This window comes from Streptomyces sp. NPDC085931 (genome assembly GCF_044540565.1).
Lineage (GTDB): Bacteria > Actinomycetota > Actinomycetes > Streptomycetales > Streptomycetaceae > Streptomyces.
Genome location: NZ_JBITSK010000005.1, coordinates 297518 through 321275, shown reverse-complemented (window position 1 = coordinate 321275; position 23758 = coordinate 297518). Strand labels below are relative to the sequence as shown.

12 protein-coding genes are annotated in these 23758 nt (G+C 72.3%); 11 read left to right on the top strand and 1 reads right to left on the bottom strand.

Annotation, left to right across the window (positions count from 1 at the left end; all coding sequences use genetic code 11):
* Positions 1-175: 175 nt before the first annotated feature.
* The 6 genes from glgX (at position 176) to ACIGAN_RS12585 (ending at position 10990) form a co-directional block, all read left to right on the top strand.
* A complete protein-coding gene (gene glgX, locus ACIGAN_RS12610) occupies positions 176-2428 on the top strand; it encodes a glycogen debranching protein GlgX (RefSeq protein WP_399857088.1) in 2253 nt (750 codons plus the stop codon).
* Positions 2429-2563: 135 nt separating this feature from the next.
* A complete protein-coding gene (locus tag ACIGAN_RS12605; RefSeq protein WP_399857086.1) occupies positions 2564-4357 on the top strand; it encodes an ABC transporter ATP-binding protein in 1794 nt (597 codons plus the stop codon).
* Positions 4354-6204 (top strand): ABC transporter ATP-binding protein, encoded by a 1851-nt coding sequence (locus tag ACIGAN_RS12600; RefSeq protein ID WP_399857084.1) that lies wholly within the window; start codon positions 4354-4356, stop codon positions 6202-6204. Before ACIGAN_RS12605 ends, ACIGAN_RS12600 begins: the two co-directional genes overlap by 4 nt.
* 283 nt (positions 6205-6487) lie before the next feature.
* Entirely contained in the window at positions 6488-8548 is a 2061-nt protein-coding gene (locus ACIGAN_RS12595; RefSeq protein ID WP_399857082.1) for a M4 family metallopeptidase, read from the top strand.
* 208 nt (positions 8549-8756) lie between these two features.
* Positions 8757-10400 (top strand): M4 family metallopeptidase, encoded by a 1644-nt coding sequence (locus tag ACIGAN_RS12590; protein WP_399857230.1) that lies wholly within the window; start codon positions 8757-8759, stop codon positions 10398-10400.
* 68 nt (positions 10401-10468) lie between these two features.
* Complete coding sequence (locus ACIGAN_RS12585; RefSeq protein ID WP_365096605.1) at positions 10469-10990, top strand: DUF1990 family protein; 522 nt, start codon at positions 10469-10471, stop codon at positions 10988-10990.
* 6 nt (positions 10991-10996) lie between these two features.
* Here ACIGAN_RS12585 and ACIGAN_RS12580 read toward each other — a convergent pair whose 3' ends face one another.
* On the bottom strand, positions 10997-13615 hold the full coding sequence (locus tag ACIGAN_RS12580; RefSeq protein ID WP_365735855.1) for a glycosyltransferase family 1 protein: 2619 nt from the start codon (positions 13613-13615) through the stop codon (positions 10997-10999).
* A 275-nt stretch (positions 13616-13890) separates the two neighbouring features.
* Here ACIGAN_RS12580 and ACIGAN_RS12575 point away from each other — a divergent pair, with 275 nt between their 5' ends.
* The 5 genes from ACIGAN_RS12575 to glgB all read left to right on the top strand — a co-directional run bounded on the left by ACIGAN_RS12575 (position 13891) and on the right by glgB (position 23710).
* The gene (locus ACIGAN_RS12575) at positions 13891-15093 is read left to right on the top strand and encodes a S8 family peptidase (protein ID WP_399857080.1); all 1203 of its coding nucleotides are present in this window, start codon (positions 13891-13893) and stop codon (positions 15091-15093) included.
* Between the two features lie 215 nt (positions 15094-15308).
* Positions 15309-17432: an alpha-1,4-glucan--maltose-1-phosphate maltosyltransferase gene (locus ACIGAN_RS12570; RefSeq protein ID WP_399857078.1), complete on the top strand. Its 2124-nt coding sequence runs from the start codon at positions 15309-15311 to the stop codon at positions 17430-17432.
* Complete coding sequence (gene treS, locus ACIGAN_RS12565; protein ID WP_399857076.1) at positions 17429-19129, top strand: maltose alpha-D-glucosyltransferase; 1701 nt, start codon at positions 17429-17431, stop codon at positions 19127-19129. The genes ACIGAN_RS12570 and treS overlap by 4 nt, the downstream gene beginning before the upstream one ends.
* A gap of 192 nt (positions 19130-19321) precedes the next feature.
* Positions 19322-20764 carry a maltokinase N-terminal cap-like domain-containing protein gene (locus ACIGAN_RS12560; protein ID WP_365097752.1) on the top strand — a complete coding sequence of 481 codons (1443 nt, stop codon included), beginning with the start codon at positions 19322-19324 and terminating at the stop codon, positions 20762-20764.
* 30 nt (positions 20765-20794) lie between these two features.
* Positions 20795-23710, top strand: coding sequence for a 1,4-alpha-glucan branching enzyme (glgB, locus tag ACIGAN_RS12555; RefSeq protein ID WP_399857074.1), 2916 nt, complete (start codon positions 20795-20797; stop codon positions 23708-23710).
* Positions 23711-23758: the final 48 nt, after the last annotated feature.

Here is a 23758-nt window from a genome sequence, read left to right as displayed (position 1 = left end):
CCGGTCGCGTCCCCGGGAAACGACCATGCCCGCCCCCGGGGAAACGTGAGTGCGACCCATGCTCTGGGCAGAACAGTGAGGAGGACGACGCGCAGGGGGGCCGCGACCCGGGCCGCAGCACAGGGCCGCACCCCTTCTGTCCCCCGTCGTTCCACGAGCCGCGGGAGGCTGACAGGTGTCCAGCGCAGCCGAGCAGGAGGCGGTGGCCGGTCATCAGGCCACCGGGAACGGGCGCCAGGCCGCCGCCGTGAACGGCACGCGGCGGGCCGCGCCGCCGCCCGTCGTGCCCGCCCGGCCGGGCGCGCCGACCCCGCTGGGCGCCCGGTTCCGGGCCGGCCCGGACGGGGTGGCCGGGACCAATTTCGCCGTGTGGGCGGGCGGGGCCGAGGGAGTCGAGCTGTGCCTCTTCGACGAGGCGGGCAAGGAGTCGCGGGTCCGGCTCGCCGAGCTGACCCACGGGATCTGGCACGGTTTCGTGCCGGGCGTGCTGCCCGGGCAGCGCTACGGCTACCGGGTGCAGGGCCGCTGGGACCCCTGGACGGGCGCCCGCTGGAACCCGGCGAAGCTGCTGCTCGACCCGTACGCACGGGCCGTCGACGGCGACTTCGGGCTGCCGCCGGAGGTGTACGGGCACGTCCGCGACTGGCCCCAGCAGCACGTCGCCGACACCGTGCGCGACGACCGGGACTCGGCGCCGTACGTGCCCAAGGGCGTCGTCGTCCACGATGACGACGACTGGTCCGACGACCGGCGCCCGAAGACCCCGTGGGCCGACTCGGTGATCTACGAGCTGCACGTCAAGGGCTTCACCCGGTTGCACCCGGGCATCCCCGAGGAGCTGCGCGGCACCTACGCCGGCCTCGCGCACCCGGCGGCGGTGGAGCACCTGGTGAGGCTGGGGGTGACGGCGGTGGAGCTGCTGCCGGTGCACCAGTTCGCGCACGAGGACCACCTGCTGCGCAGGAGCCTGCGCAACTACTGGGGCTACAACTCCATCGGCTATTTCGCGCCGCACGCGGCCTACGCCGCCTCCGGCACGCGCGGGCAGCAGGTCGGGGAGTTCAAGCGCATGGTGCGCGCCCTGCACGCGGCCGGCATCGAGGTCATCCTCGACGTGGTCTACAACCACACCGCCGAGGCGGGCGAACTGGGCCCGACGCTGTCCCTGAAGGGCATCGACAACCGCGGCTACTACCGCCTCCAGGACGACGCCCGCCGCTACGCCGACTACACCGGCTGCGGCAACACCCTGCACGTGGTCCAGCCGCATGTGCTGCGCCTGATCACGGACTCGCTGCGCTACTGGGTCACCGAGATGGGCGTCGACGGCTTCCGCTTCGACCTGGCGGCGGCGCTGGCCCGCTCCATGCACGACGTGGACATGCTCTCCCCGTTCCTCGCGGTGATCGCCCAGGACCCGGTGCTGCGCCGGGTGAAGCTGATCGCCGAGCCGTGGGACGTGGGCTCCGGCGGCTACCAGGTGGGGGCGTTCCCGCCGCTGTGGACGGAGTGGAACGACCGGTACCGCAACGCCGTGCGGGACTTCTGGCGGCACGCGCTGCCGGACGTGCGCGAGATGGGCTACCGCCTGTCGGGCTCCAGCGACCTGTACGCCTGGGGCGGGCGCCGGCCGTACGCGTCGGTCAACTTCATCACCGCGCACGACGGTTTCACCCTGCGCGACCTGGTGTCCTACGAGCGCAAGCACAACGAGGCCAACGGCGAGGGCAACCGGGACGGCACGGACGACAACCGGGCCTGGAACTGCGGCGTCGAGGGCGAGACCGACGACGAGGAGATCCTGGCGCTGCGCCGCCGCCAGCTGCGCAACCTGCTCACCACCCTGCTGCTGTCCACGGGGGTGCCCATGCTGGTCGCGGGCGACGAACTGGGCCGCACGCAGCGCGGCAACAACAACGCCTACTGCCAGGACAACGAGATCAGCTGGGTGGACTGGGAGCTGCTGGAGGACCCCGGCTGGCGGGAGCTGTGCGCGCTGACCTCGCGGCTGATCGCGCTGCGCCACCGGCATCCGGTGCTGCGCCGCCGCGCCTTCTTCTCGGGCCGGGCGCAGACCGCCGACGGGCTGCGCGATCTGGCCTGGTTCACCTCGCGGGGCACGGAGATGACCGAGCAGGACTGGTACGCGCCCGCGGCCACGCTGGGCATGTACCTCTCCGGCCGGGACATCCCCGGCCGGGACGAGCACGGGCGGCAGATCCTCGACGACAGCTTCCTGGCGGTCCTGCACGCGGGCGAGGGCCCGGTGCGCTTCGTGCTGCCGGGCCCGCCGTGGGCGGAGCGCTACGAGGTCGTCGTCGACACGAGCCTGGAGGAGCAGGGGGAGGCACCGGGGGTGGAGCATCCGGCCGGGACGGAGATCACGGTCCCGGCGCGGGCGGTGCTGCTGCTGCGGGTGGCGGGCTGAGGCGGCCTTGCCGGGCGGGGTCCGCCGTTCGGGTGGAAGGGGCGGAGAGCCGCAGGTCGTAGGACCAACGGCCGAGGCGGGTCGGGCGAAAAACCCGGTGGGAAGTGTCAGTGGCGAACCGTAGGCTCGCTGCTGATGGCCACGACACCCGCACCCGCCCAGGACCGTTCCGTCGTGCGTACACTGCTGCGCCTGTGGCCGTATGTCCGGCCCGTGCGGGCGCGGCTGTTCACCGCCGCGTTCGTGGCGATACTCGCCTCGTGCGTGGGCCTGGTGATCCCGCTCGTGCTGAAGTGGATGGTGGACGGGCCGATCGCCGGCCGGGACCCGGCCGGGGTGTGGCTGGGGGCGCTGTACCTGCTGCTGCTCGGCTTCGCGGAGGCCCTGCTGTTCGGGCTGCGGCGCTGGCTGGTGGCGCGTCCGCTGTCCCGTGTCGAGGCCTCCATGCGGGCGGCGCTGTACCGGCACCTGCAGCGGCTGCCGGTGGCCTTCCACGACCGCTGGGCCTCCGGGCAGCTGCTGTCCCGGGGGACGACGGATCTGATGCTGCTGCGCATGTTCCTCGCGTTCCCGCTGACGTTCCTGCTGGTCAACGGCGTGACGATCATCGTCGGCGTGGTCATCATGCTGGTGCAGGACTGGAGCCTGGGGCTGGTCGTCCTCGGGCCCGCCGTGCCTTTGCTGGTCACCTGCGTGGTCTTCGAGAAGCGCTATGCCACCGCGGCCCGCCGCGCCCAGGACCAGGTGGGCGATCTGACGACGGTCGTCGAGGAGAGCGTGCTCGGCATCCGCATCATCAAGGGCTTCGGCCGCCACCGCAGCCAGGCGCGGGCCTTCCGCGAGCTGTCGCAGCGGCTGCGCGGCACGGAACTGCGCAAGGCCCGCCTGCTGGCGACGATCTGGGGCGTCATCGTGACGCTGCCGGAGGTGGCGATCGGCGCCGCGCTGGTGGTCGGGGTCGTCCAGGTCGCCGACGGCGCGCTGTCGGCGGGCACGCTGGTGGCCTTCCTGTCGACGGCGCTGGCGCTGCGCTGGCCGGTGGAGTCGATCGGCTTCCTGCTGGCGATGACCCAGGAGGCGGCCACCGCGACCGAGCGGTTCTTCGAGGTGATGGACGAGCCGGCCGAGGAGACGGATCCGGTGCCGGGGGCGGCCCCGGCCGACCCGGACGACCGGGGGCTGCGCTTCCACGACGTCACCTTCCGCTACCCCGACGCGCCGCCCGGCTCCCCTCCCGTCCTGCACCACATCGACCTGCACATCCGCCCCGGCGAGTCCATGGCCCTGGTCGGCGCCACCGGCAGCGGCAAGACGACGCTCACCGCGCTCGTCCCGCGTCTGTACGAGGTGACCTCGGGCCGCATCACCCTCGACGGCGTCGACATCACCGCCCTGCCCCGCGAGACCCTGCGCGCCAAGGTCGCCGTCGCCTTCGAGGAGCCCACGCTCTTCTCCGCCTCGGTCGGCGACAACGTCCTCATGGGGGCCGGGGACACGGCGGACCCGGCCGCCCTGGAGCGCGCCCTGGCCGTCGCCCAGGCCGGCTTCGTGCACGCCCTGCCGCAGGGGACCGGCACCCAGGTCGGCGAGCAGGGGCTCAGCCTCTCCGGCGGCCAGCGGCAGCGTCTCGCCCTGGCCCGGGCGGTCGTGGGGCGGCCGGAGTTCCTCGTCCTCGACGACCCGCTGTCGGCGCTGGACGTGCACACGGAGGCGGCCGTGGAGGCCGCCCTGCGGCGGGTGCTCGCCGACACCACCGCCCTGATCGTGGCGCACCGCCCGTCCACGGTGCTGCTGGCCGACCGGGTCGCCCTGCTGTCCGGCGGCCGGATCGCCGCCGTCGGCACCCACCACGAACTGCTGCGCGGCAACGCCGAGTACGCGCACCTGATGTCCGGAGCGGACATGGGGGAACAGGAGGAGGCCCGATGACGGCGGCCACCACGGCACCGGCCGGCGGCAAGCCCGACGACCGCGGCCCCGCACCCGGTGACCCCTTCGACCGGGACCTCCTGCCCACTGCCCCGGGCGCGACCGCGGCCCTGCTGCGCTCCCTGCTCGCGCCCATGAAGGCCCGGGTCACGGTCACGACGCTCCTGCTGCTGCTCCAGCAGGCGGTGGTGCAGGCGGGCCCGCTGCTCGTGGCGTACGCCATCGACCGTGCCGTACCGGCGTTCCGGGCGGGGGACCACGGGCCGCTGATCGCGGTGGGGGCCGGTTATCTGGGGTGTGCGCTGGCCGCGGGCGCGCTGCAGTGGGCGTTCATCGCGGCGGCGGCCCGCGTCAACCAGGACGTGCTGCTGGACCTGCGCGGCCGGATCTTCCGCCACGCCCAGGCGCTCAGCGTCGACTTCCACGAGCGCTACACCTCGGGCCGGCTCATCTCCCGCTCCACGACGGACGTGGAGTCGCTGCGCGAGCTGCTCGACGAGGGGCTGCAGGAGCTCGTGACGGTCGTGCTGTCGTTCGTCTACATCTCGGCGATGCTGCTCTGGCTCGATCTCGGCCTCGGGGGTGTGGCGGTGGCGTCCCTGGTGCCGCTGTACGCGCTCGTGCGGCTCTACCAGCGGCGGGCGGGACGGGTGTACCGGGCGCGGTCCACCGCGATCGCCGCGGTGATCGTGAAGTTCGTCGAGACGATGAACGGCATCCGGCCGGTGCGCGCCTTCCGGCGCGAGGCCGCCAACGACGCCGACTTCGGCCGGCTGAACCAGCGGCACGAGCGGACCAACGGCGACGCGCTGCTGGAGATGGCCCGCTATGTGACCGGCTCGCGGCTGATCGCCAACACGGCGGTGGCGGCGATCGTGCTGTGGGCCGCCCACCGGGTCGCGGACGGCACCCTGGCGCTCGGTGTGCTGGCGGCGGCCGTGCTGTACCTGCGCCGGCTGTACGACCCCATCGACCGGCTCGGCATGTTCCTCAACTCCTACCAGTCGGCGGCGGCCTCCCTGGAGAAGATCGCCGGGCTGCTCGCCCAGACGCCGTCCGTGCCGGAGCCCGACAAGCCCCGGACGCTCCCGCCGCTGCGAAGCGCGCACCCGGGCCGCGAGGTCGTCTTCGACGGCGTCGGCTTCGGCTACCGCACGGGCGGCGAGGTGCTGCCCCGCTTCGACCTGACGCTCCCGGCCGGGCAGACGGTCGCGGTCGTCGGCTCCACGGGCGCCGGCAAGTCGACGCTGGCCAAGCTGCTGGCCCGGTTCTACGACCCGTCCGCGGGGCGGGTGCTGCTCGACGGCGTCGACCTGCGCGACCTGGCCGTGCCCGAACTGCGGCGCGGGGTGGTGATGGTGACGCAGGAGGCGTTTTTGTTCTCGGGCACGGTCGCCGACAACATCGCGATCGGCCGGCCGGACGCGACCCGCGCGGAGATCGAGCGGGCGGCCAAGGAGATCGGCGCGCACGACTTCATCAGCGCCCTGCCCGACGGCTACGACACCGACGTCCGCAAGCGGGGCGGCCGCATCTCGGCCGGGCAGCGCCAACTGGTGGCGTTCGCGCGGGCGTTGCTGGCCGACCCGGCGGTGCTGATCCTCGACGAGGCGACCAGCTCGCTGGACGTCCCGGGCGAGCGCGCCGTGCAGCGGGCCATGGCGACGGTGCTGAAGGGCCGTACGGCGGTGGTCATCGCGCACCGGCTGTCGACGGTGGAGATCGCGGACCGGGTGCTGGTGATGGAGGGCGGCCGGATCGTCGAGGACGGCGAACCGGCCGAACTCATCGCGGGCACGGGCCGCTTCGCGGAACTGCACCGGGCGTGGCGGGACAGTCTGGCGTAGCCGCCGCACGCCGTGAGGCCGGAGCCGCCGGCCTCACGGCAGCCGCCCCTCACAGCAGCCGCACCTCACAGCAGCCGCGCCTCACGGCAGCCGTCCCTTACGCGTCCGTATACCGAACATGAACTTCCGGTCAACGAACCGAATCCGGCCATTGTATTGACGCGCTCCTGACAGAAAGCGCGGTCCCCTGCCACGCTTCCCACGACTGCTCCACAGCAACCCCACAGCAACACCTCCACCTCCCCAGGCCGGGCGATCCCCGGTCCCGCAGAAGGAGTCCGTGTTGAGTAGCAGTTCCTCCGGCAGAGGCACCTCCCACAGACGCACTCCCCACACCCCCCGCCGCACCGCGGCCGTGGCCCTCGCCGGCGTCGCCGCGCTGATCGCCGCGGCCGTGCAGAGCGGCACCGCCGTCGCAGCCCCGGAGAAGGCACCGCGGGCCGCGAGCAAGGCGATCCCCGGCGCGGAGTCGGTGAAGCTCACCCCGGCCCAGCGCGCCGCGCTGATCCGCGAGGCCGACGCCGACAAGGCCCGGACCGCGAAGGACCTGGGCCTGGGCGCCAAGGAGAAGCTGGTCGTGCGGGACGTCCTGAAGGACCGGGACGGCACCGTGCACACCCGCTACGAGCGCACCTACGACGGTCTGCCGGTGCTCGGCGGCGACCTGGTCGTGAAGAGCACGAAGGCGGACGACACCGCCGCCGTCGTGAAGGCCACCCGCGCCGCCGTCGAGCCGGCCACGACGAAGACGGCGGTGCCCGCCGCGAAGGCCCGGCAGCAGGCCCTGGCCGCCGGGAAGGCCGAGGAGGCCAAGAGCCCCGGCATCAACCGCGAGCCGCGCAAGGTGATCTGGGCCGCGAGCGGCAAGCCGGTCGTGGCCTACGAGACGGTCGTCGGCGGCTTCCAGCACGACGGCACGCCGCAGGAACTGCACGTGATCACCGACGCCACCACGGGCGCGAAGCTGTACGCGTGGGAGGCCATCGAGACCGGCACCGGCAACACGGTGTACTCCGGCACGGTCGACCTCACCACCACCCAGTCCGGGTCGGCGTACAACCTCACCGACGGCGCCCGCGGCAACCACAGGACGTACAACCTCAACCGCGGCACCTCCGGCACCGGCACCCTCTTCTCCGGCCCGGACGACGTGTGGGGCAACGGCAGCCCGTCCAACCTGGAGTCCGCGGGCGCCGACGCCCACTACGGGGCCGCCCTGACGTGGGACTACTACAAGAACGTGCACGGGCGCTCCGGCATCCGCGGCGACGGCGTCGGCGCGTACTCGCGCGTGCACTACGGCAACAACTACGTCAACGCCTTCTGGTCGGACAGCTGCTTCTGCATGACCTACGGCGACGGCTCGGGCAACGCCAACCCGCTGACGTCGATCGACGTGGCCGCGCACGAGATGACCCACGGGCTCACCTCGAACACGGCCGGGCTGAACTACAGCGGCGAGTCCGGCGGCCTGAACGAGGCGACCAGCGACATCTTCGGCTCGACCGTGGAGTTCTTCGCCAAGAACTCCTCCGACGTCGGTGACTACCTCATCGGCGAGGAGATCGACATCAACGGCGACGGCACGCCGCTGCGCTACATGGACAAGCCCAGCAAGGACGGCGCCTCCAAGGACGCCTGGTACTCGGGCCTCGGCTCGATCGACGTGCACTACTCCTCGGGCCCGGCGAACCACTTCTTCTACCTGCTGAGCGAGGGCAGCGGCACCAAGACCATCAACGGTGTCACCTACGACTCGCCCACCTCGGACGGCCTGCCGGTCACCGGCATCGGCCGCGACAAGGCGGAGAAGATCTGGTTCCGCGCGCTGACCACCAAGTTCACCTCGACCACCAACTACGCGGGCGCCCGCACCGGCACCCTCGCGGCCACCGGTGAGCTCTACGGCACCGACAGCGCCGAGTACAAGGCGGTCCAGGACGCGTGGGCGGGCGTGAACGTCGGCGCCCGCTCGGGCGGCGGAGGCGGCGGGGGCACGTCCTTCGAGAACACCGCCGACGTGGCGATCCCGGACCGCGGCGCGGCGGTCACCTCGTCCGTCACCGTCACCGGCCGGACCGGCAACGCGCCGTCCGACCTCCAGGTCGCCGTGGACATCGTCCACACCTACATCGGTGACCTCCAGGTGCAGTTGGTCGCCCCCGACGGCACGGCGTACACGCTGAAGGGGTACGGCACCGGCGGCAGCGCGGACAACCTGAACACCACCTACACGGTGAACGCCTCCTCCGAGGTGGCCAACGGCGTCTGGCAGCTGCGGGTCCAGGACAACGCGGCGGCCGACACCGGCTACATCAACAGCTGGAAGCTCACCTTCCCGTAAGCCCCGGACGGTCCCGAGTCAGGGCGTCGCCCCGGTGGGTTCGAATCCCCCGGGGCGGCGCCCGTTTCTCCCGCTCCGGACGCACATCTCGCCGTCGATTTCCGGCCAACATCATGTGGCACTCCTGACATGTACGCGTCCGGAGTGCCACTCTTCCCCCACCCGCCGCACAGCACCCAGCAGTTCCCCACACCTAGGAGCTCGTGTGATCACCCCCCACTACGCGCGTCACCGGCGCACCACGCTGGCCATCGCCACCGCGGTCGCCGCCGGCGCCCTGCTCACCACCGGCCTGGCCTCCGGCAGCAGTGCCGCCGCCGACGCGCAGGACAAGCCGGTCCTCGCCGCCGCCCCCGTCCTCCTCACGGCGCCCGCCCGCACCGCGCTCATCCGTGAGCAGCAGGCGGACGCCGCCGCCACCGCCGGTGAGATCGGCCTCGGCGCGCAGGAGGAACTGGTCGTCAAGGACGTCGTCAAGGACGCCGACGGCACCGTCCACACCCGCTACGAGCGCACCTACGCCGGCCTGCCGGTCCTCGGCGGCGACCTCGTCGTGCACGAGTCCAAGTCCGGCCGGACGCAGGGCGTCACCAGAGCGACGAAGGCCGCGATCAAGGTGGCCTCGCTCAAACCGGCCGTGCCCGCCGCCAAGGCGGAGCAGCAGGCCGTGACCCTCGCCAAGGCGGCCGGCTCGGAGAAGACCGAGGCGGACTCCGCTCCCCGCAAGGTGATCTGGGCGGCCGACGGCAAGCCCGTCCTCGCCTACGAGACGGTCGTCGGCGGCCTCCAGGAGGACGGCACGCCCAACGAGCTGCACGTCGTCACCGACGCCGCCACCGGCGAGAAGCTCTACGAGCACCAGGCCATCGAGACCGGCACCGGCAACACCACGTACAGCGGCACGGTGACTCTCTCCACCACCAAGTCGGGCACCTCCTACAACCTCACGGACGGCACCCGCGGCGGCCACAGGACGTACAACCTCAACCGCGGCACCTCCGGCACCGGCACCCTCTTCTCCGGCGCCGACGACGTCTGGGGCAACGGCAGCCCGTCCAACCTGGAGACCGCCGCCGCCGACGCCCACTACGGCGCCCAAGTCACCTGGGACTTCTACAAGAGCGCCTTCGGCCGCAGCGGCATCCGCAACGACGGCAAGGCGGCCTACTCGCGCGTCCACTACGGCAACAACTACGTCAACGCCTTCTGGTCCGACAGCTGCTTCTGCATGACCTACGGCGACGGCTCGGGCAACGCCAACCCGCTGACCTCGCTCGACGTGGCCGCCCACGAGATGAGCCACGGCCTGACCTCGGCCACGGCCGGCCTCAACTACAGCGGCGAGTCCGGCGGCCTGAACGAGGCGACGTCCGACATCTTCGGCGCGGGCGCGGAGTTCTTCGCCAACAACTCGTCCGACGTCGGTGACTACCTCATCGGCGAGGAGATCGACATCAACGGCGACGGCACGCCGCTGCGCTACATGGACAAACCCAGCAAGGACGGCGCCTCCAAGGACTACTGGTCCTCCGGCCTCGGCGGCGTGGACGTCCACTACTCCTCCGGCCCCGCCAACCACTTCTTCTACCTGCTGAGCGAGGGCAGCGGCGCGAAGACGATCAACGGCGTGGCCTACAACTCGCCCACCTCCAACGGCTCCACGGTCACCGGCATCGGCCGCACCAAGGCGCTGCAGATCTGGTACAAGGCGCTGACGACGTACATGACGTCGACGACCAAGTACGCGCAGGCCCGGACGGCCACCCTGAACGCGGCCTCGGCGCTGTACGGCGCGTCCAGCGCCGAGTACAAGGCGGTCGCGGCCGCCTGGTCCGCCGTCAACGTCGGCTGACCGGTCCACGCCCCTGGGCGGTACCCGGACCGAAGGCGGGTCCGGGTACCGCCCTACTCTTGGTGACCATGTCTTCGGAGGACTTCACCTACGCCGAGGTCGGCGCCACCCGCGAGCCGGGTTTCTGCCCGCCGGGCTTTCGCCCCCTGCACGTCCGTACCCGTCTCGGCGAGGGTGAGGACGTCTTCCGCCGGGCGTCGGAAGCCGTCCTCACCTGGGAGATGCACCGGGCCATGGGCGTGGGCGTCGACGCGACCGCCGACCGGGCCGCCCCCGGCGTCGACGTCACCGTCACCCTGGCCGGCATGATCAAGGCCCCCTGCCGTGTGGTGTGGACGCTGGAGGAACCCCGCCGCGCCGGCTGGGCGTACGGCACCCTGCCGGGCCACCCGGAGAGCGGCGAGGAGTCCTTCGTGGTCGACCGCACCGGTGACGGCACGGTCTGGCTGACGGTGAACGCCTTCAGCCGGGCCGCCAAGTGGTACGCGAAGGCGGGCGGCCCGGCGACCCGGGGCTTCCAGCACGCCTACGCGCGCAGGTGCGGCACGGTCCTGCGCGCCCTCGCCGCCCAGGGTGCCACGCCGCCCTGAGCCCGCTCAGCGCATCAACAGCCCCCCGGCCGCCACCAGTTCCTCGGAGGGACCGGCGACCAGGCCCAGCTCCGCGCTCGACGCCAGCAGCCGATGCGCGGGGAGGATCCGCACCGTGTACCCGAAGGGTCCGGTGCGATCCAGCGACAACGGCCCCTCGTAGACCCACTGCCCGTCCTGCTCGGCGGCGCCCACCGGCTTCAGGGGGACGATCGTCGCGTCCCCGATCCGGTCCTCCTCGTCCACCCGCCCCGAGACGACCTGCACCTCCACGTCGTCCGGCCCGAGCGCGCCCAGACCGACCCGCACGCGCAGCCCCAGCGTCGTACCGAGCTCCGCCAGCGCCTCGGCGGCGGAGGTCTCCACATGGTCGACCGTGACGCCCGGCCACGCGGCCCGCACCCGGCCCTTCCACTCCGCGAGGTCCCGGGCCGCGTCCGGGTCCATGGCGCGGTGGGCGAGCGCCGCCGGCGTGTAGAGCCGCTCGACGTACTCCCGGACCATCCGCCCGGCCAGCACCTTCGGCCCGAGGGAACTCAGCGTGTGCCGGACCATCTCGATCCACCGGTCGGGCAGCCCGCTCCGCCCGCGCTCGTAGAAGCGGGGCGTCACCCGCTGCTCCAGCAGGTCGTACAGCGCCGCGGCCTCTATGTCGTCGCGGTGGTCCGGGTCGGTCCCCGCGCCGTCGGCCGTGGGGATCGCCCAGCCGAAGTCCGGCTGGAACCACTCGTCCCACCAGCCGTCCAGGACGGACAGGTTGAGGCAGCCGTTGAGCGCCGCCTTCATGCCGGACGTGCCGCACGCCTCCAGGGGGCGCAGCGGGTTGTTCAGCCAGATGTCACAGCCGGGGTAGAGCTTCTGCGCCATCCCCATGCCGTAGTCGGGCAGGAACACGATCCGGTGGCGCACCCGCGGGTCGTCCGCGAAGCGCACCAGCTCCTGCACCAGCCGCTTGCCGCCGTCGTCCGCCGGGTGCGCCTTGCCCGCGACGACGATCTGGATCGGCCGCTCGGGGTGCAGCAGCAGCTCCATCAGCCGGTCGCGGTCGCGCAGCATCAGCGTCAGCCGCTTGTACGACGGGACGCGCCGGGCGAAGCCGATGGTGAGGACGTCCGGGTCGAGCACGCCGTCGATCCAGCCCAGTTCGGCCGTGCCGGCGCCGCGCTGCCGCCAGGAGGCCCGCAGCCGCTCGCGCACCTCCTCGACGAGCTGTTCGCGCAGGCTCCGCCGCAAATCCCAGATGTCCTGGTCGGGGATGTCCGTCACGGAGTCCCAGCGCTCCGAGCCGCCGAGCGTCAGGGCGTCCTCGGCGCGCTGCACGCCGATCTGCCGGGCGCCGAGCCGGAACACCTCGGGGGCGACCCAGGTGGGGGCGTGCACCCCGTTGGTCACGGAGGTGATCGGCACCTCGTCCGGGTCGAAGCCCGGCCACAGGCCGGAGAACATCTCGCGGCTGACGTTGCCGTGCAGCAGGGAGACGCCGTTGGCGCGCTGGGCCAGGCGCAGGCCCATCACGGCCATGTTGAACAGGTTGGGCTCGCCGCCGGGGTAGGTCTCCATGCCGAGCCGCAGGACGCGGTCGACGTCGATGCGGGGCAGTTCGGCGTCGGGCCCGAAGTGGCGGGCGACCAGCTCGCGGTCGAAGCGGTCGATGCCGGCCGGGACGGGGGTGTGGGTGGTGAAGACCGTGCCCGCGCGGACCGCCTCCAGCGCCGAGTCGAAGTCCAGGCCGTCGGCGCACAGTTCGGCGATGCGCTCCAGGCCGAGGAAGCCGGCGTGCCCCTCGTTGGTGTGGAACACCTCGGGCGCGGGGTGCCCGGTCAGCCGGCAGTACGTGCGCACCGCCCGGACCCCTCCTATGCCGAGGAGCATCTCCTGGAGGAGCCGGTGCTCGCTGCCGCCGCCGTAGAGCCGGTCGGTGACGCCGCGCTCGCCGAGGTCGTTCTCCTCGACGTCGGAGTCCAGCATCAGCAGCGGCACGCGGCCGACCTGCGCCAGCCAGATCCGGGCGTGCAGCTGCTTGCCGCCGGGCAGCGCGAGGGCGACCTGGGCGGGTGTGCCGTCGGGCTCCTCCAGCTGGGCGACCGGCAGCTCGTTGGGGTCCAGGACCGGGTAGTGCTCCTGCTGCCAGCCGTCCCGGGAGAGGGTCTGGCGGAAGTAGCCGTGCCGGTAGAGCAGGCCGACGCCGATCAGCGGGACGCCGAGGTCGCTGGCCGCCTTCAGGTGGTCGCCGGCGAGGATGCCCAGGCCGCCGGAGTACTGCGGCAGGGCGGCCGTGATGCCGAACTCGGGTGAGAAGTAGGCGATGGCGGCCGGCAGGTCCTCGGGCTGGGCCTGGTACCAGCGGTCGCCGGTCATGTAGTCGTTCAGGTCGCCCGCGACCGCGGCGAGGCGGCGCAGGAAACGGCGGTCCTCGGACAGCTCGGCGAGCCGCGTGGGCGGCACGCTGCCCAGCAGCCGGACCGGGTCGCCGCCCGAGGCGGCCCACCGCTCGGGGTCGACGGCCTGGAACAGGTCACGGGTCTCCGCGTGCCAGGACCAGCGCAGGTTGCGCGCCAGATCGCTGAGCGGCCGGAGGGGTTCGGGGAGCACGGGTCGGACGGTGAATCGACGGATCGCCTTCACGGGTTCCACCTCGGCGCGTTGTGGATGCTGCAGGGCTTCAACGACGTCTCCTACGACAGTACCGGCGAGGGTGCCGCCCTCGCGGACGCTCCGCCACCGTGCCCCCGATCGGCCTGAACAGGCCCGTCCGCGGATATGGCCGATTCCGCCCCCACAGGCGTCCTTGTGGTGTTTCACCCGCCACGAGAGGCTGCCCCTGGCGTACCGGCCCGCGCCGGCCGCACGCGGCCCCCGCGCGGCAGCCGTACGCCGAGTCGAGGAGGGGAACTCGGACCATGGCACGGACGCGACAGCGGCGTCTGCGCGGAACGGGGGGTCTGGCCGCGGCGCTCTGCGCCCTCGCGTTTTCGGCCACCGCCCTGCCCGCGCACGCCGTACCGGAGGGGCGGATACTCGGCGCCGGCGCACCCGGCTCCGTGCACGGCAGTTACCTGGTGACCCTGGAGGAGGGCACACGGGCCGGGTCCGCGGCCGGAAGGGACCTGGCCGCGACGTACGGGGTGGAGATCAGCCACACCTACGGCACGGTCCTGAACGGCTGGGCGGTCCGGGCCGACGAGCGACGGGCGCGGCGGCTGGCCGCCGACCCCCGGGTCGCCTCGGTCGTGCAGGACACCCGCGTGCGGCTGGAGGGCGCCCGGGTGAGACCGCCCTCCTGGGGGCTGGACCGGATCGACCAGCCGGCGCTGCCGCTGGACGGGACCTACACCTCGCCCGCGCCGGCGGGTGCCGGGGTGACGGTCTACGTGATCGACACCGGCGTGCGCACCACGCACCGGGACTTCGGCGGCCGGGCGCGCCACGGCTGGGACTTCGTCGGGGACGACCCGGTCGCCTCGGACGCGAGCGGCCACGGCACGCACGTCGCCGGCACGGTCGCCGGTGCCGCGTACGGCGTCGCCGCGAAGGCCCGGGTCGTCTCCGTGCGCGTCCTCGACGCACGGGGCGGGGGCACCACGGCCCGGGTGATCGCCGGGATCGAGTGGGTCACCCGGCACGCGAGGAAGCCGGCGGTCGCCAACCTCAGCCTGGGCGGGCCGCGCAACGACCGGCTGGACGCGGCCGTGCGCGCCTCGATCGCCTCCGGCGTCACGTACACGGTCGCCGCGGGCAACGACGGCAGGCCGGCGGAGCTGTACTCCCCGGCGGGCGTCAGGCAGGCGATCACGGTCGGGGCGACCGACCGCAGGGATGCAAAACCGGCCTTCTCCAACCACGGCCCGGCCCTCGATCTGTTCGCCCCGGGCGTCGCCATCACGTCCGCGACCGCCGCGAGCGACACCGCGCGGGCAGCCTTCTCGGGTACCTCGATGGCCTCCCCGCATGCCGCGGGCGCCGCCGCGCTGTATCTCTCCGCCCACCCGAAGGCGACTCCGGCGCAGGTCAGCGCGGCTCTGACCACCGCCGCGGCGGCCGGGAGGGTGTCCGGCCGGGGAATCGGTTCACCGGACACGTTACTGCGGGTGCCGCGGGGGTAGGCGGAAGCAGCAGACGCGCGCAAGGACCGGCCTCGTCCGCCGCGGACGAGGCCGGTCTTGTGTGTCGACATACGCGTGAGTAGTTAACAAAGTGCCGGATTGCCCACCCGAATAGGGTGGGAAGGCTCCTGCGGGTACCCCTCTCAGGAGCACCACGCAGGACCCACCTCCCCATACACCTCCGCCCACCCACGTTGACGCGGACAGGAGCGGTCATGCCCGCCAAGCACCACTCGTCAGCACTCCCCGACCACCGCACCACCGGGGCGCGCCCACCAGGCGGCGCGGCACGCCCCGCGCGCCCGGCCGACACCGGCCCACCCGTCCCGCAGCCACCCCCGGGGGACGGGACGACCGCCGTCGGGCGCATACCCGTCCTCGACGTCCGCCCGGTCGTCCAGCACGGGCGCCGCCCGGCCAAGGCCGTGACCGGGGAGACCTTTGAGATCTCGGCGACGGTGTTCCGGGAGGGGCACGACGCGGTCGCCGCCAACGTCGTCCTGAGGGACCCCGAGGGCCGCCCCGGCCCGTGGACGCCGATGCGGGAGCTGGCGCCCGGCACGGACCGGTGGGGCGCCACGGTCACGGCCGGGGAGCCGGGCCTGTGGACGTTCGCCGTGGAGGCCTGGGGCGACCCGGTGAGCACCTGGCGCCACCACGCGCGGATCAAGATCCCGGCGGGCCTGGACACGGACGTCGTCTTGGAGGAGGGCGCGCGCCTGTACGAGCGGGCGGCGGCCGGCGTGCCCGAGGAGGAGGGCCTGCGGGCCGTGATCCTGGCCGCCGTCGACGCCCTGCGGGACGAGACCCGCCCGGCCGCGTCCCGGCTGGCGGCGGCGTTGACGCCGGAGGTGGACGCGGTGCTGCACCGGCATCCGCTGCGGGACCTGGTCACCAGCAGTGAGCCGTTGCCGCTGCTGGTGGAGCGGGAACGGGCGCTGTACGGGTCGTGGTACGAGTTCTTCCCGCGTTCCGAGGGCACCCCCGAGCAGCCGCACGGCACCTTCCGCACCGCCGCCCGGCGGCTGCCGGCGATCGCCGCGATGGGCTTCGACGTGGTGTACCTGCCGCCGATCCACCCCATCGGCACCACCTTCCGCAAGGGGAAGAACAACACCCTCTCCCCCGGCCCGGACGATGTGGGGGTGCCGTGGGCGATCGGCTCGCCCGAGGGCGGGCACGACGCCGTCCACCCCGCCCTGGGCACGCTGGAGGACTTCACCTGGTTCGTGGAGCAGGCGCGCGGCCTGGGCCTGGAGATCGCGCTGGACTTCGCGCTGCAGTGCTCCCCGGACCACCCCTGGGTGCACAAGCACCCCGAGTGGTTCCACCACCGCCCCGACGGCACCATCGCCTACGCGGAGAACCCGCCCAAGAAGTACCAGGACATCTACCCCATCGCCTTCGACGCGGACATGGACGGCCTGGTCGCCGAGACCTGCCGGGTGCTGCGGCACTGGATGGACTGCGGGGTGCGCATCTTCCGGGTGGACAACCCCCACACCAAACCGGTCGTGTTCTGGGAGCGGGTCATCGCGGACATCAACCGCACCGACCCCGACGTGATCTTCCTGGCCGAGGCGTTCACCCGCCCGGCGATGATGCACACCCTGGCCCAGATCGGCTTCCAGCAGTCCTACACCTACTTCACCTGGCGCAACACCAAGGAAGAACTCACCGAATACCTCACGGAACTGTCGGGCGAGGCCGCGAGCTACATGCGGCCCAACTTCTTCCCCAACACCCCCGACATCCTGCACGCCTACCTCCAGCACGGCGGCCGGCCCGCCTTCGAGGTCCGCGCCGTCCTCGCCGCCACCCTCTCCCCCTCCTGGGGCATCTACAGCGGCTACGAACTGTGCGAGAACACCCCGCTGCGCGACGGCAGCGAGGAATACCTCGACTCCGAGAAGTACCAGCTCCGCCCCCGCGACTGGGACACCGCCGAACGCGAGGGACGCACCATCACCCCCCTGCTCACCCGGCTCAACGCCGTCCGGCGGGAGAACCCGGCCCTCCAGCAACTGCGCGACCTCCACTTCCACCACGCGGACCAGGACGCGGTGATCGTCTACTCGAAGCGGAAGGGTTCGAACACGGTTCTGGTGGTCGCCAACCTCGACCCCCACCACACCCAGGAGGCCACGGTCTCGTTGGACATGCCGCAACTCGGCCTGGACTGGCACGAGTCGGTTCCGGTGCGCGACGAGCTCACCGGCGAGACCTACCACTGGGGCAGGGCCAACTATGTGCGCCTCGAACCGGGCCACCGTCCCGCGCACGTCTTCTCGGTTCTGCGACCGTCCCACCCGCAGATCGGAGGGTCACCCACAACATGATCGTCAACGAACCCGTTCAGGACACCTTCGAGGACACACCCGCCAGGGACCGCGACCCGGAGTGGTTCAAGCGCGCCGTCTTCTACGAGGTACTCGTCCGTTCCTTCCAGGACAGCAACGGCGACGGCGTCGGTGACCTGAAGGGACTGACCGCCAAACTCGACTACCTGCAGTGGCTCGGCGTCGACTGCCTGTGGCTGCCGCCCTTCTTCAAGTCGCCGCTGCGCGACGGCGGCTACGACGTCTCCGACTACACGGCCGTACTGCCCGAGTTCGGCGACCTCGCCGACTTCGTGGAGTTCGTCGACGCCGCCCACCAGCGCGGCATGCGCGTGATCATCGACTTCGTCATGAACCACACCAGCGACCAGCACCCCTGGTTCCAGGAGTCGAGAAAGGACCCCGACGGGCCCTACGGCGACTACTACGTGTGGGCGGACGACGACAAGCAGTTCCAGGACGCGCGGATCATCTTCGTCGACACCGAGGCCTCCAACTGGACCTACGACCCGGTCCGCAAGCAGTACTACTGGCATCGTTTCTTCTCCCACCAGCCGGACCTCAACTACGAGAACCCGGCCGTGCAGGAGGAGATGATCTCCGCGCTGAAGTTCTGGCTGGACCTGGGCATCGACGGGTTCCGGCTGGACGCGGTGCCGTACCTCTACCAGGAGGAGGGCACCAACTGCGAGAACCTCCCGGCCACGCACGACTTCCTCAAGCGGGTGCGCAAGGAGATCGACGCGCAGTACCCGGACACGGTGCTGCTGGCCGAGGCCAACCAGTGGCCCGAGGACGTCGTGGACTACTTCGGGGACTACGCCGCCGGCGGCGACGAGTGCCACATGGCGTTCCACTTCCCGGTCATGCCGCGCATCTTCATGGCCGTCCGGCGCGAGTCCCGCTACCCGGTCTCCGAGATCCTCGCCAAGACCCCGGCCATTCCCGCGGGCTGCCAGTGGGGCATCTTCCTGCGCAACCACGACGAGCTGACGCTCGAGATGGTCACCGACGAAGAGCGCGACTACATGTGGGCCGAGTACGCCAAGGACCCGCGGATGCGCGCCAACATCGGCATCCGCCGCAGGCTCGCTCCGCTGCTGGACAACGACCGCAACCAGATCGAGCTGTTCACGGCCCTGCTGCTGTCCCTGCCCGGCTCGCCGATCCTGTACTACGGCGACGAGATCGGCATGGGCGACAACATCTGGCTCGGCGACCGGGACGCGGTGCGCACGCCGATGCAGTGGACGCCCGACCGCAACGCGGGCTTCTCCTCGTCCGACCCGGGGCGGCTGTTCCTGCCCACGATCATGGACCCGGTCTACGGCTACCAGGTCACCAACGTCGAGGCGTCCATGGCGTCGCCGTCGTCGCTGCTGCACTGGACCCGCCGCATGATCGAGATCCGCAAGCAGAATCCCGCCTTCGGACTCGGCTCGTACACGGAGTTGCCGTCGAGCAACCCGGCGGTGCTGGCGTTCCTGCGCGAGTACGAGGACGACCTGGTGCTGTGCGTGAACAACTTCTCACGCTTCGCACAGCCCACGGAGCTGGATCTGAGCGCCTTCGAGGGCCGGCACCCGGTGGAGCTGTTCGGCGGGGTGCGCTTCCCGGCGATCGGCGAGCTGCCGTACCTGCTGACGCTGGCGGGTCACGGCTTCTACTGGTTCCGGCTCCGCAAGGACGCCGTATGAGGCCGGTTCCGGCCTGATCAGGCCCGATGCGCGGGGCAGGGCGCAAACTCCCCCGGCGGGGCGTTTCCTCCGCCCCGCCCGGGGCACGCATCAGTAACACCCCGCCCACCCGCGTGAGCCGGAGGAGCGCCGTCCGGGGCCCTCCGCAGGTGTCCGGAGGCGCACCAGAACTGGGTGAAAGGACGCGACGTCATGTCGGAAGCCGTCACACGCACCGTCACCACCCCGCCCGGCCTTCTTGCCTCCCTCGACCCACTGCTGCGGGAATGGCTGCCGCGACAGCGCTGGTTCGCGGGCAAGGGGCGGCCGGTCACCGGGTTCACGCTCGTCGAGGCCACCGAGCTGCTGCCACCCTCGGCCAAGCTCGGGCTGTACCACCTGCTCGTCCGCGCCCACCAGCCGCTCGTGCCGTCCCACGGGGCGCCCGGGCACCCCGGTGACTGCTACCAACTGCTCATAGGCGTGCGCGAGGCGCTGCCGCCTCGGCTGGCGCCCGCGCTCATCGGACATGTGCCGTCGGGCCCGCTGGCCGGCCGGACGGTCTACGACGCCCTGCACGACACCAGGCCCGCCGAGCTGCTCCTGGAGGCGCTGCGCACCCGGGCCCGGATCGGCGCGCTCCGCTTCGACCGGGACCCCGGCCAGGACATCCGGTCCGGGCTGGTCCCGCGCGTGGTGACCGCGGAGCAGTCCAACTCGTCGATCATCTACGGAGATACGTTCATCCTGAAGCTGCTGCGGCGGATCGTGCCCGGGGTCAACCCGGATCTGGAGCTGCCGCTGGCCCTGGCCCGCGAGGGCTGCCCGCGTGTCCCCGCGCCGACGGCCTGGATGGTGGCGGACGTCGACCCCGCCGCGGACCCGGTCGTGGCGACGGGACCGGTGGACCTGGCCGGCCAGCCGTATGTGCTGGGCGTGCTGCAGCCGTTCGTGCAGGGCGCCTCCGACGGCTGGGAGCTGGCGCTGCGCGAGCTGGCCAAGGGCGAGGACTTCGCCGCGGAGGCGCGGGCGCTGGGGCGGGCCACCGCCGAGGTGCACACCGCGCTGGCCCGTGCGCTGCCGACGGTCACGCTCGGTCATGCCCAGCTCCGGCTCATGGTGGACGGCATGATCGAGCGGCTGGACGCGGCCGTCCAGGCGGTGCCCGCGCTGCGGCCGTACGCCGGCGGCCTGCGGTCGGCGTTCACGGCGCTGGGTGATCTGGCCGCCGAGGGCCGCACCTGGACCGCGCAGCGCGTGCACGGGGACCTGCACCTCGGGCAGTGCCTGCGCTCGCCCGCCGGCGAGTGGAAACTGATCGACTTCGAGGGTGAGCCGGCCCGGCCGCTGGCCGAGCGGCGCATGCCGCAGCCGACCGTGCGGGACGTCGCCGGGATGTTGCGCTCCTTCGACTACGCGGCGCGCTCGGCCGACCCGCCCCAGCCGGACTGGGCCGAGACCTGCCGTTCCGCGTACTGCTCCGGCTACGCGGAGGCCTCCGGCCGCGATCCGCGCACCGACCCGGTGCTGCTGCGCGCCTACGAGACGGACAAGGCGATCTACGAGGTGGTCTACGAGGCCCGGCACCGCCCCGACTGGCTGCCGGTGCCGCTGGCCGCCGTAGACCGGCTCGCCTCGTCCGGCCACCTGACCTGACAGACCCCCTTCGCCCAGGAGGCTCCGCCCGTGACCCCCCGCCCTGAATCCAGCGGTCCGCGTCCCAAGGGGACGGCCGGGGAGAAGATCCCCGAGCAGCCCACGGCCGCGCAGAAGAAGAGCGCCGCGAAGAAGACGGCGGTGCCGAAACAGGCGGCGGCCAAGAAGGCGACGGCCACCGCGAAGAAGGCTGCCGCCAAGAAGACGGCCCCGGCGAAGACCACGAAGACCACGAAGGCCACGGCGAAGAAGGCCACCGCGAAGAAGGCGGCGGCCGGCGAGACACCGGTGCCGCAGACGCCGGTCCAGGACACGCCCGTCCAGGAAACCTCGGTCAAGAAGGCGGCCGCGAAGAAGGCGACGACCAGGAAGGCCGCCGCGGTGAAGGCGACCGCTGGCAAGACGGGCGCCACGAAGGCCGCCGCGAAGAAAGCGGCCACCGTGAAGGCCGCCGCGACCAAGGCATCGGCCGGCCAGGCCGCTCCGACGAAGGTCGCCGCCGGCAGGACCACCGCCGCCAAGGCCGCTGCCGCGCAGGCCGCTGCCGCCGAGCCCTCCGGCACCGAGGCCGCCGCCGGGAAGAGCCCGGTGGTCGAGGCGGTCGCGAAGAAGGCCGTCGCGAAGAAGAGCCCGGTGAAGAAGAGCCCGGTGAAGAAGAGTCCCGTGAAGAAGGCGACGGCGGGGAAGGCCGCCCCGCGCAAGGGCGCCGCCGCGCAGGCCGCCCCGGCCCAGCTCCTGCCGCCGGAGATGGAGGTCGCGGTCTCGCCCGCCGTGGACGCCGGTGACCGCGAGCGGCTGCTGAACGGCACGCACCACGACCCGCACACCGTGCTCGGCGCCCACCCCGTGCCCGGCGGCATCGCCTTCCGGGCGTTCAGGCCCTACGCGCTGTCGGTGACCGTCGTCGCCGGGGAGGTGCGGGCGGAACTGCACGCCGACGGGGAGGGCTTCTTCTCCGGGTTGCTGCCGCTGCGGGAGGTTCCGGAGTACCGGCTGCTCGTGCAGTACGAGGGCACGCTGCTGGACACCGAGGACGCCTACCGCTTCCTGCCCACGCTCGGCGACCTCGACCTGCACCTGATCGGCGAGGGCCGGCACGAGGAGCTGTGGACGGCGCTGGGCGCGCACCCGATGACCCACCAGGGCGTGACCGGCACCCGCTTCGCGGTGTGGGCGCCGAACGCGCGCGGCGTGCGGGTGGCCGGCACCTTCAACTTCTGGGACGGCACCGGGCACGCCATGCGCTCGCTGGGCTCGTCCGGCGTGTGGGAGCTGTTCCTGCCGGACGTCGGCGAGGGCGAGCTGTACAAGTTCGAGATCACCCGGCCCGACGGTTCGAAGACGATGCGCGCCGACCCGATGGCCCGCCGCACGGAGGTGCCGCCCGCGACCTCGTCGGTCATCACGTCCTCCCGGTACGAGTGGGGCGACGCCGAGTGGCTCGCCCGGCGTGCCGAGGCCCCGGCGCACGAGGCGCCCTTCTCGGTCTACGAGGTCCATCTGCCGTCCTGGCGCCCGGGGCTGACCTACCGTCAGCTGGCTGAGCAGCTCCCCGGCTACGTGAAGAACCTGGGCTTCACGCACGTCGAGCTGATGCCCGTGGCCGAGCACCCCTTCGGCGGCTCCTGGGGCTACCAGGTCACCGGCTTCTACGCGCCGACGGCCCGGCTGGGCACGCCGGACGACTTCCGGTACCTGGTGGACCGGCTGCACCAGGCCGGCATCGGCGTGATCATGGACTGGGTGCCGGCGCACTTCCCGCGTGACGACTGGGCGCTGGCCGAGTTCGACGGCCGCCCGCTGTACGAGCACGCGGATCCGCTGCGGGCCGCGCACCCCGACTGGGGCACCCTGGAGTTCGACTTCGGGCGCAACGAGGTGCGCAACTTCCTCGTCGCCAACGCCGTGTACTGGTGCGAGGAGTTCCACATCGACGGGCTGCGCGTGGACGCGGTCGCCTCGATGCTCTACCTCGACTACTCGCGCGAGCCGGGGCAGTGGACGCCGAACGAGCACGGCGGCCGGGAGAACCTGGACGCGGTGGCGTTCCTGCAGGAGATGAACGCGACGGTGTACCGCAGGGTGCCCGGCGTGGTCACGATCGCGGAGGAGTCCACCGCCTGGGACGGCGTCACACGGGCCACCCACCACAAGGGCCCGAGCGGCTTCGGCGGGCTCGGGTTCGGGCTGAAGTGGAACATGGGCTGGATGCACGACACGTTGCAGTACATGAGCCACGAGCCGGTGTACCGCAAGTACCACCACGGGGAGATGACCTTCTCCATGGTGTACGCCTACAGCGAGAACTACGTGCTGCCGATCTCCCACGACGAGGTCGTGCACGGCAAGGGCTCGCTGGTGTCGAAGATGCCGGGCGACTGGTGGCAGCAGCGCGCCGGGGTCCGTTCCTACCTGGGCTACATGTGGGCCCACCCGGGCAAACAACTGCTGTTCATGGGACAGGAGTTCGCGCAGGGAGCCGAGTGGTCCGAGGTGCACGGCCCCGACTGGTGGCTGCTGGACCCGGGCTACGGGGCGGAGGCCGAGCACCGGGGCGTGCGCGACCTGGTCCGCGACCTCAACGACGTCTACCGCGCCACCCCCGCGCTGTGGCGGCTGGACACGGACCCGGCCGGTTTCGAGTGGATCACCGGTGACGCGGCCGACGACAACGTGCTCGCGTTCCTGCGGCTGGACCCGGAGGGCAATCCGCTGCTGGCGGTGTCGAACTTCGCGCCGGTGGTCCGCCCCGACTACCGCCTGGGCGTGCCGGAGGACGTCCCGGCCTGGCACGAGGCGGTCAACACCGACGCGGCCCGCTACGGCGGCAGCGACGTCACCCATCCCGACCCGGTCAAGCCCGAGGCGCAGCCGTGGCACGGGCGTCCGGCCAGCATCCGCCTGACCCTGCCACCGCTGGCGACGGTCTGGCTGCGCCCGGCGTAGGCGCCCTGTGACAGGAGTGTGACCGGAGGAGTGGCCTCCGTCACAGCC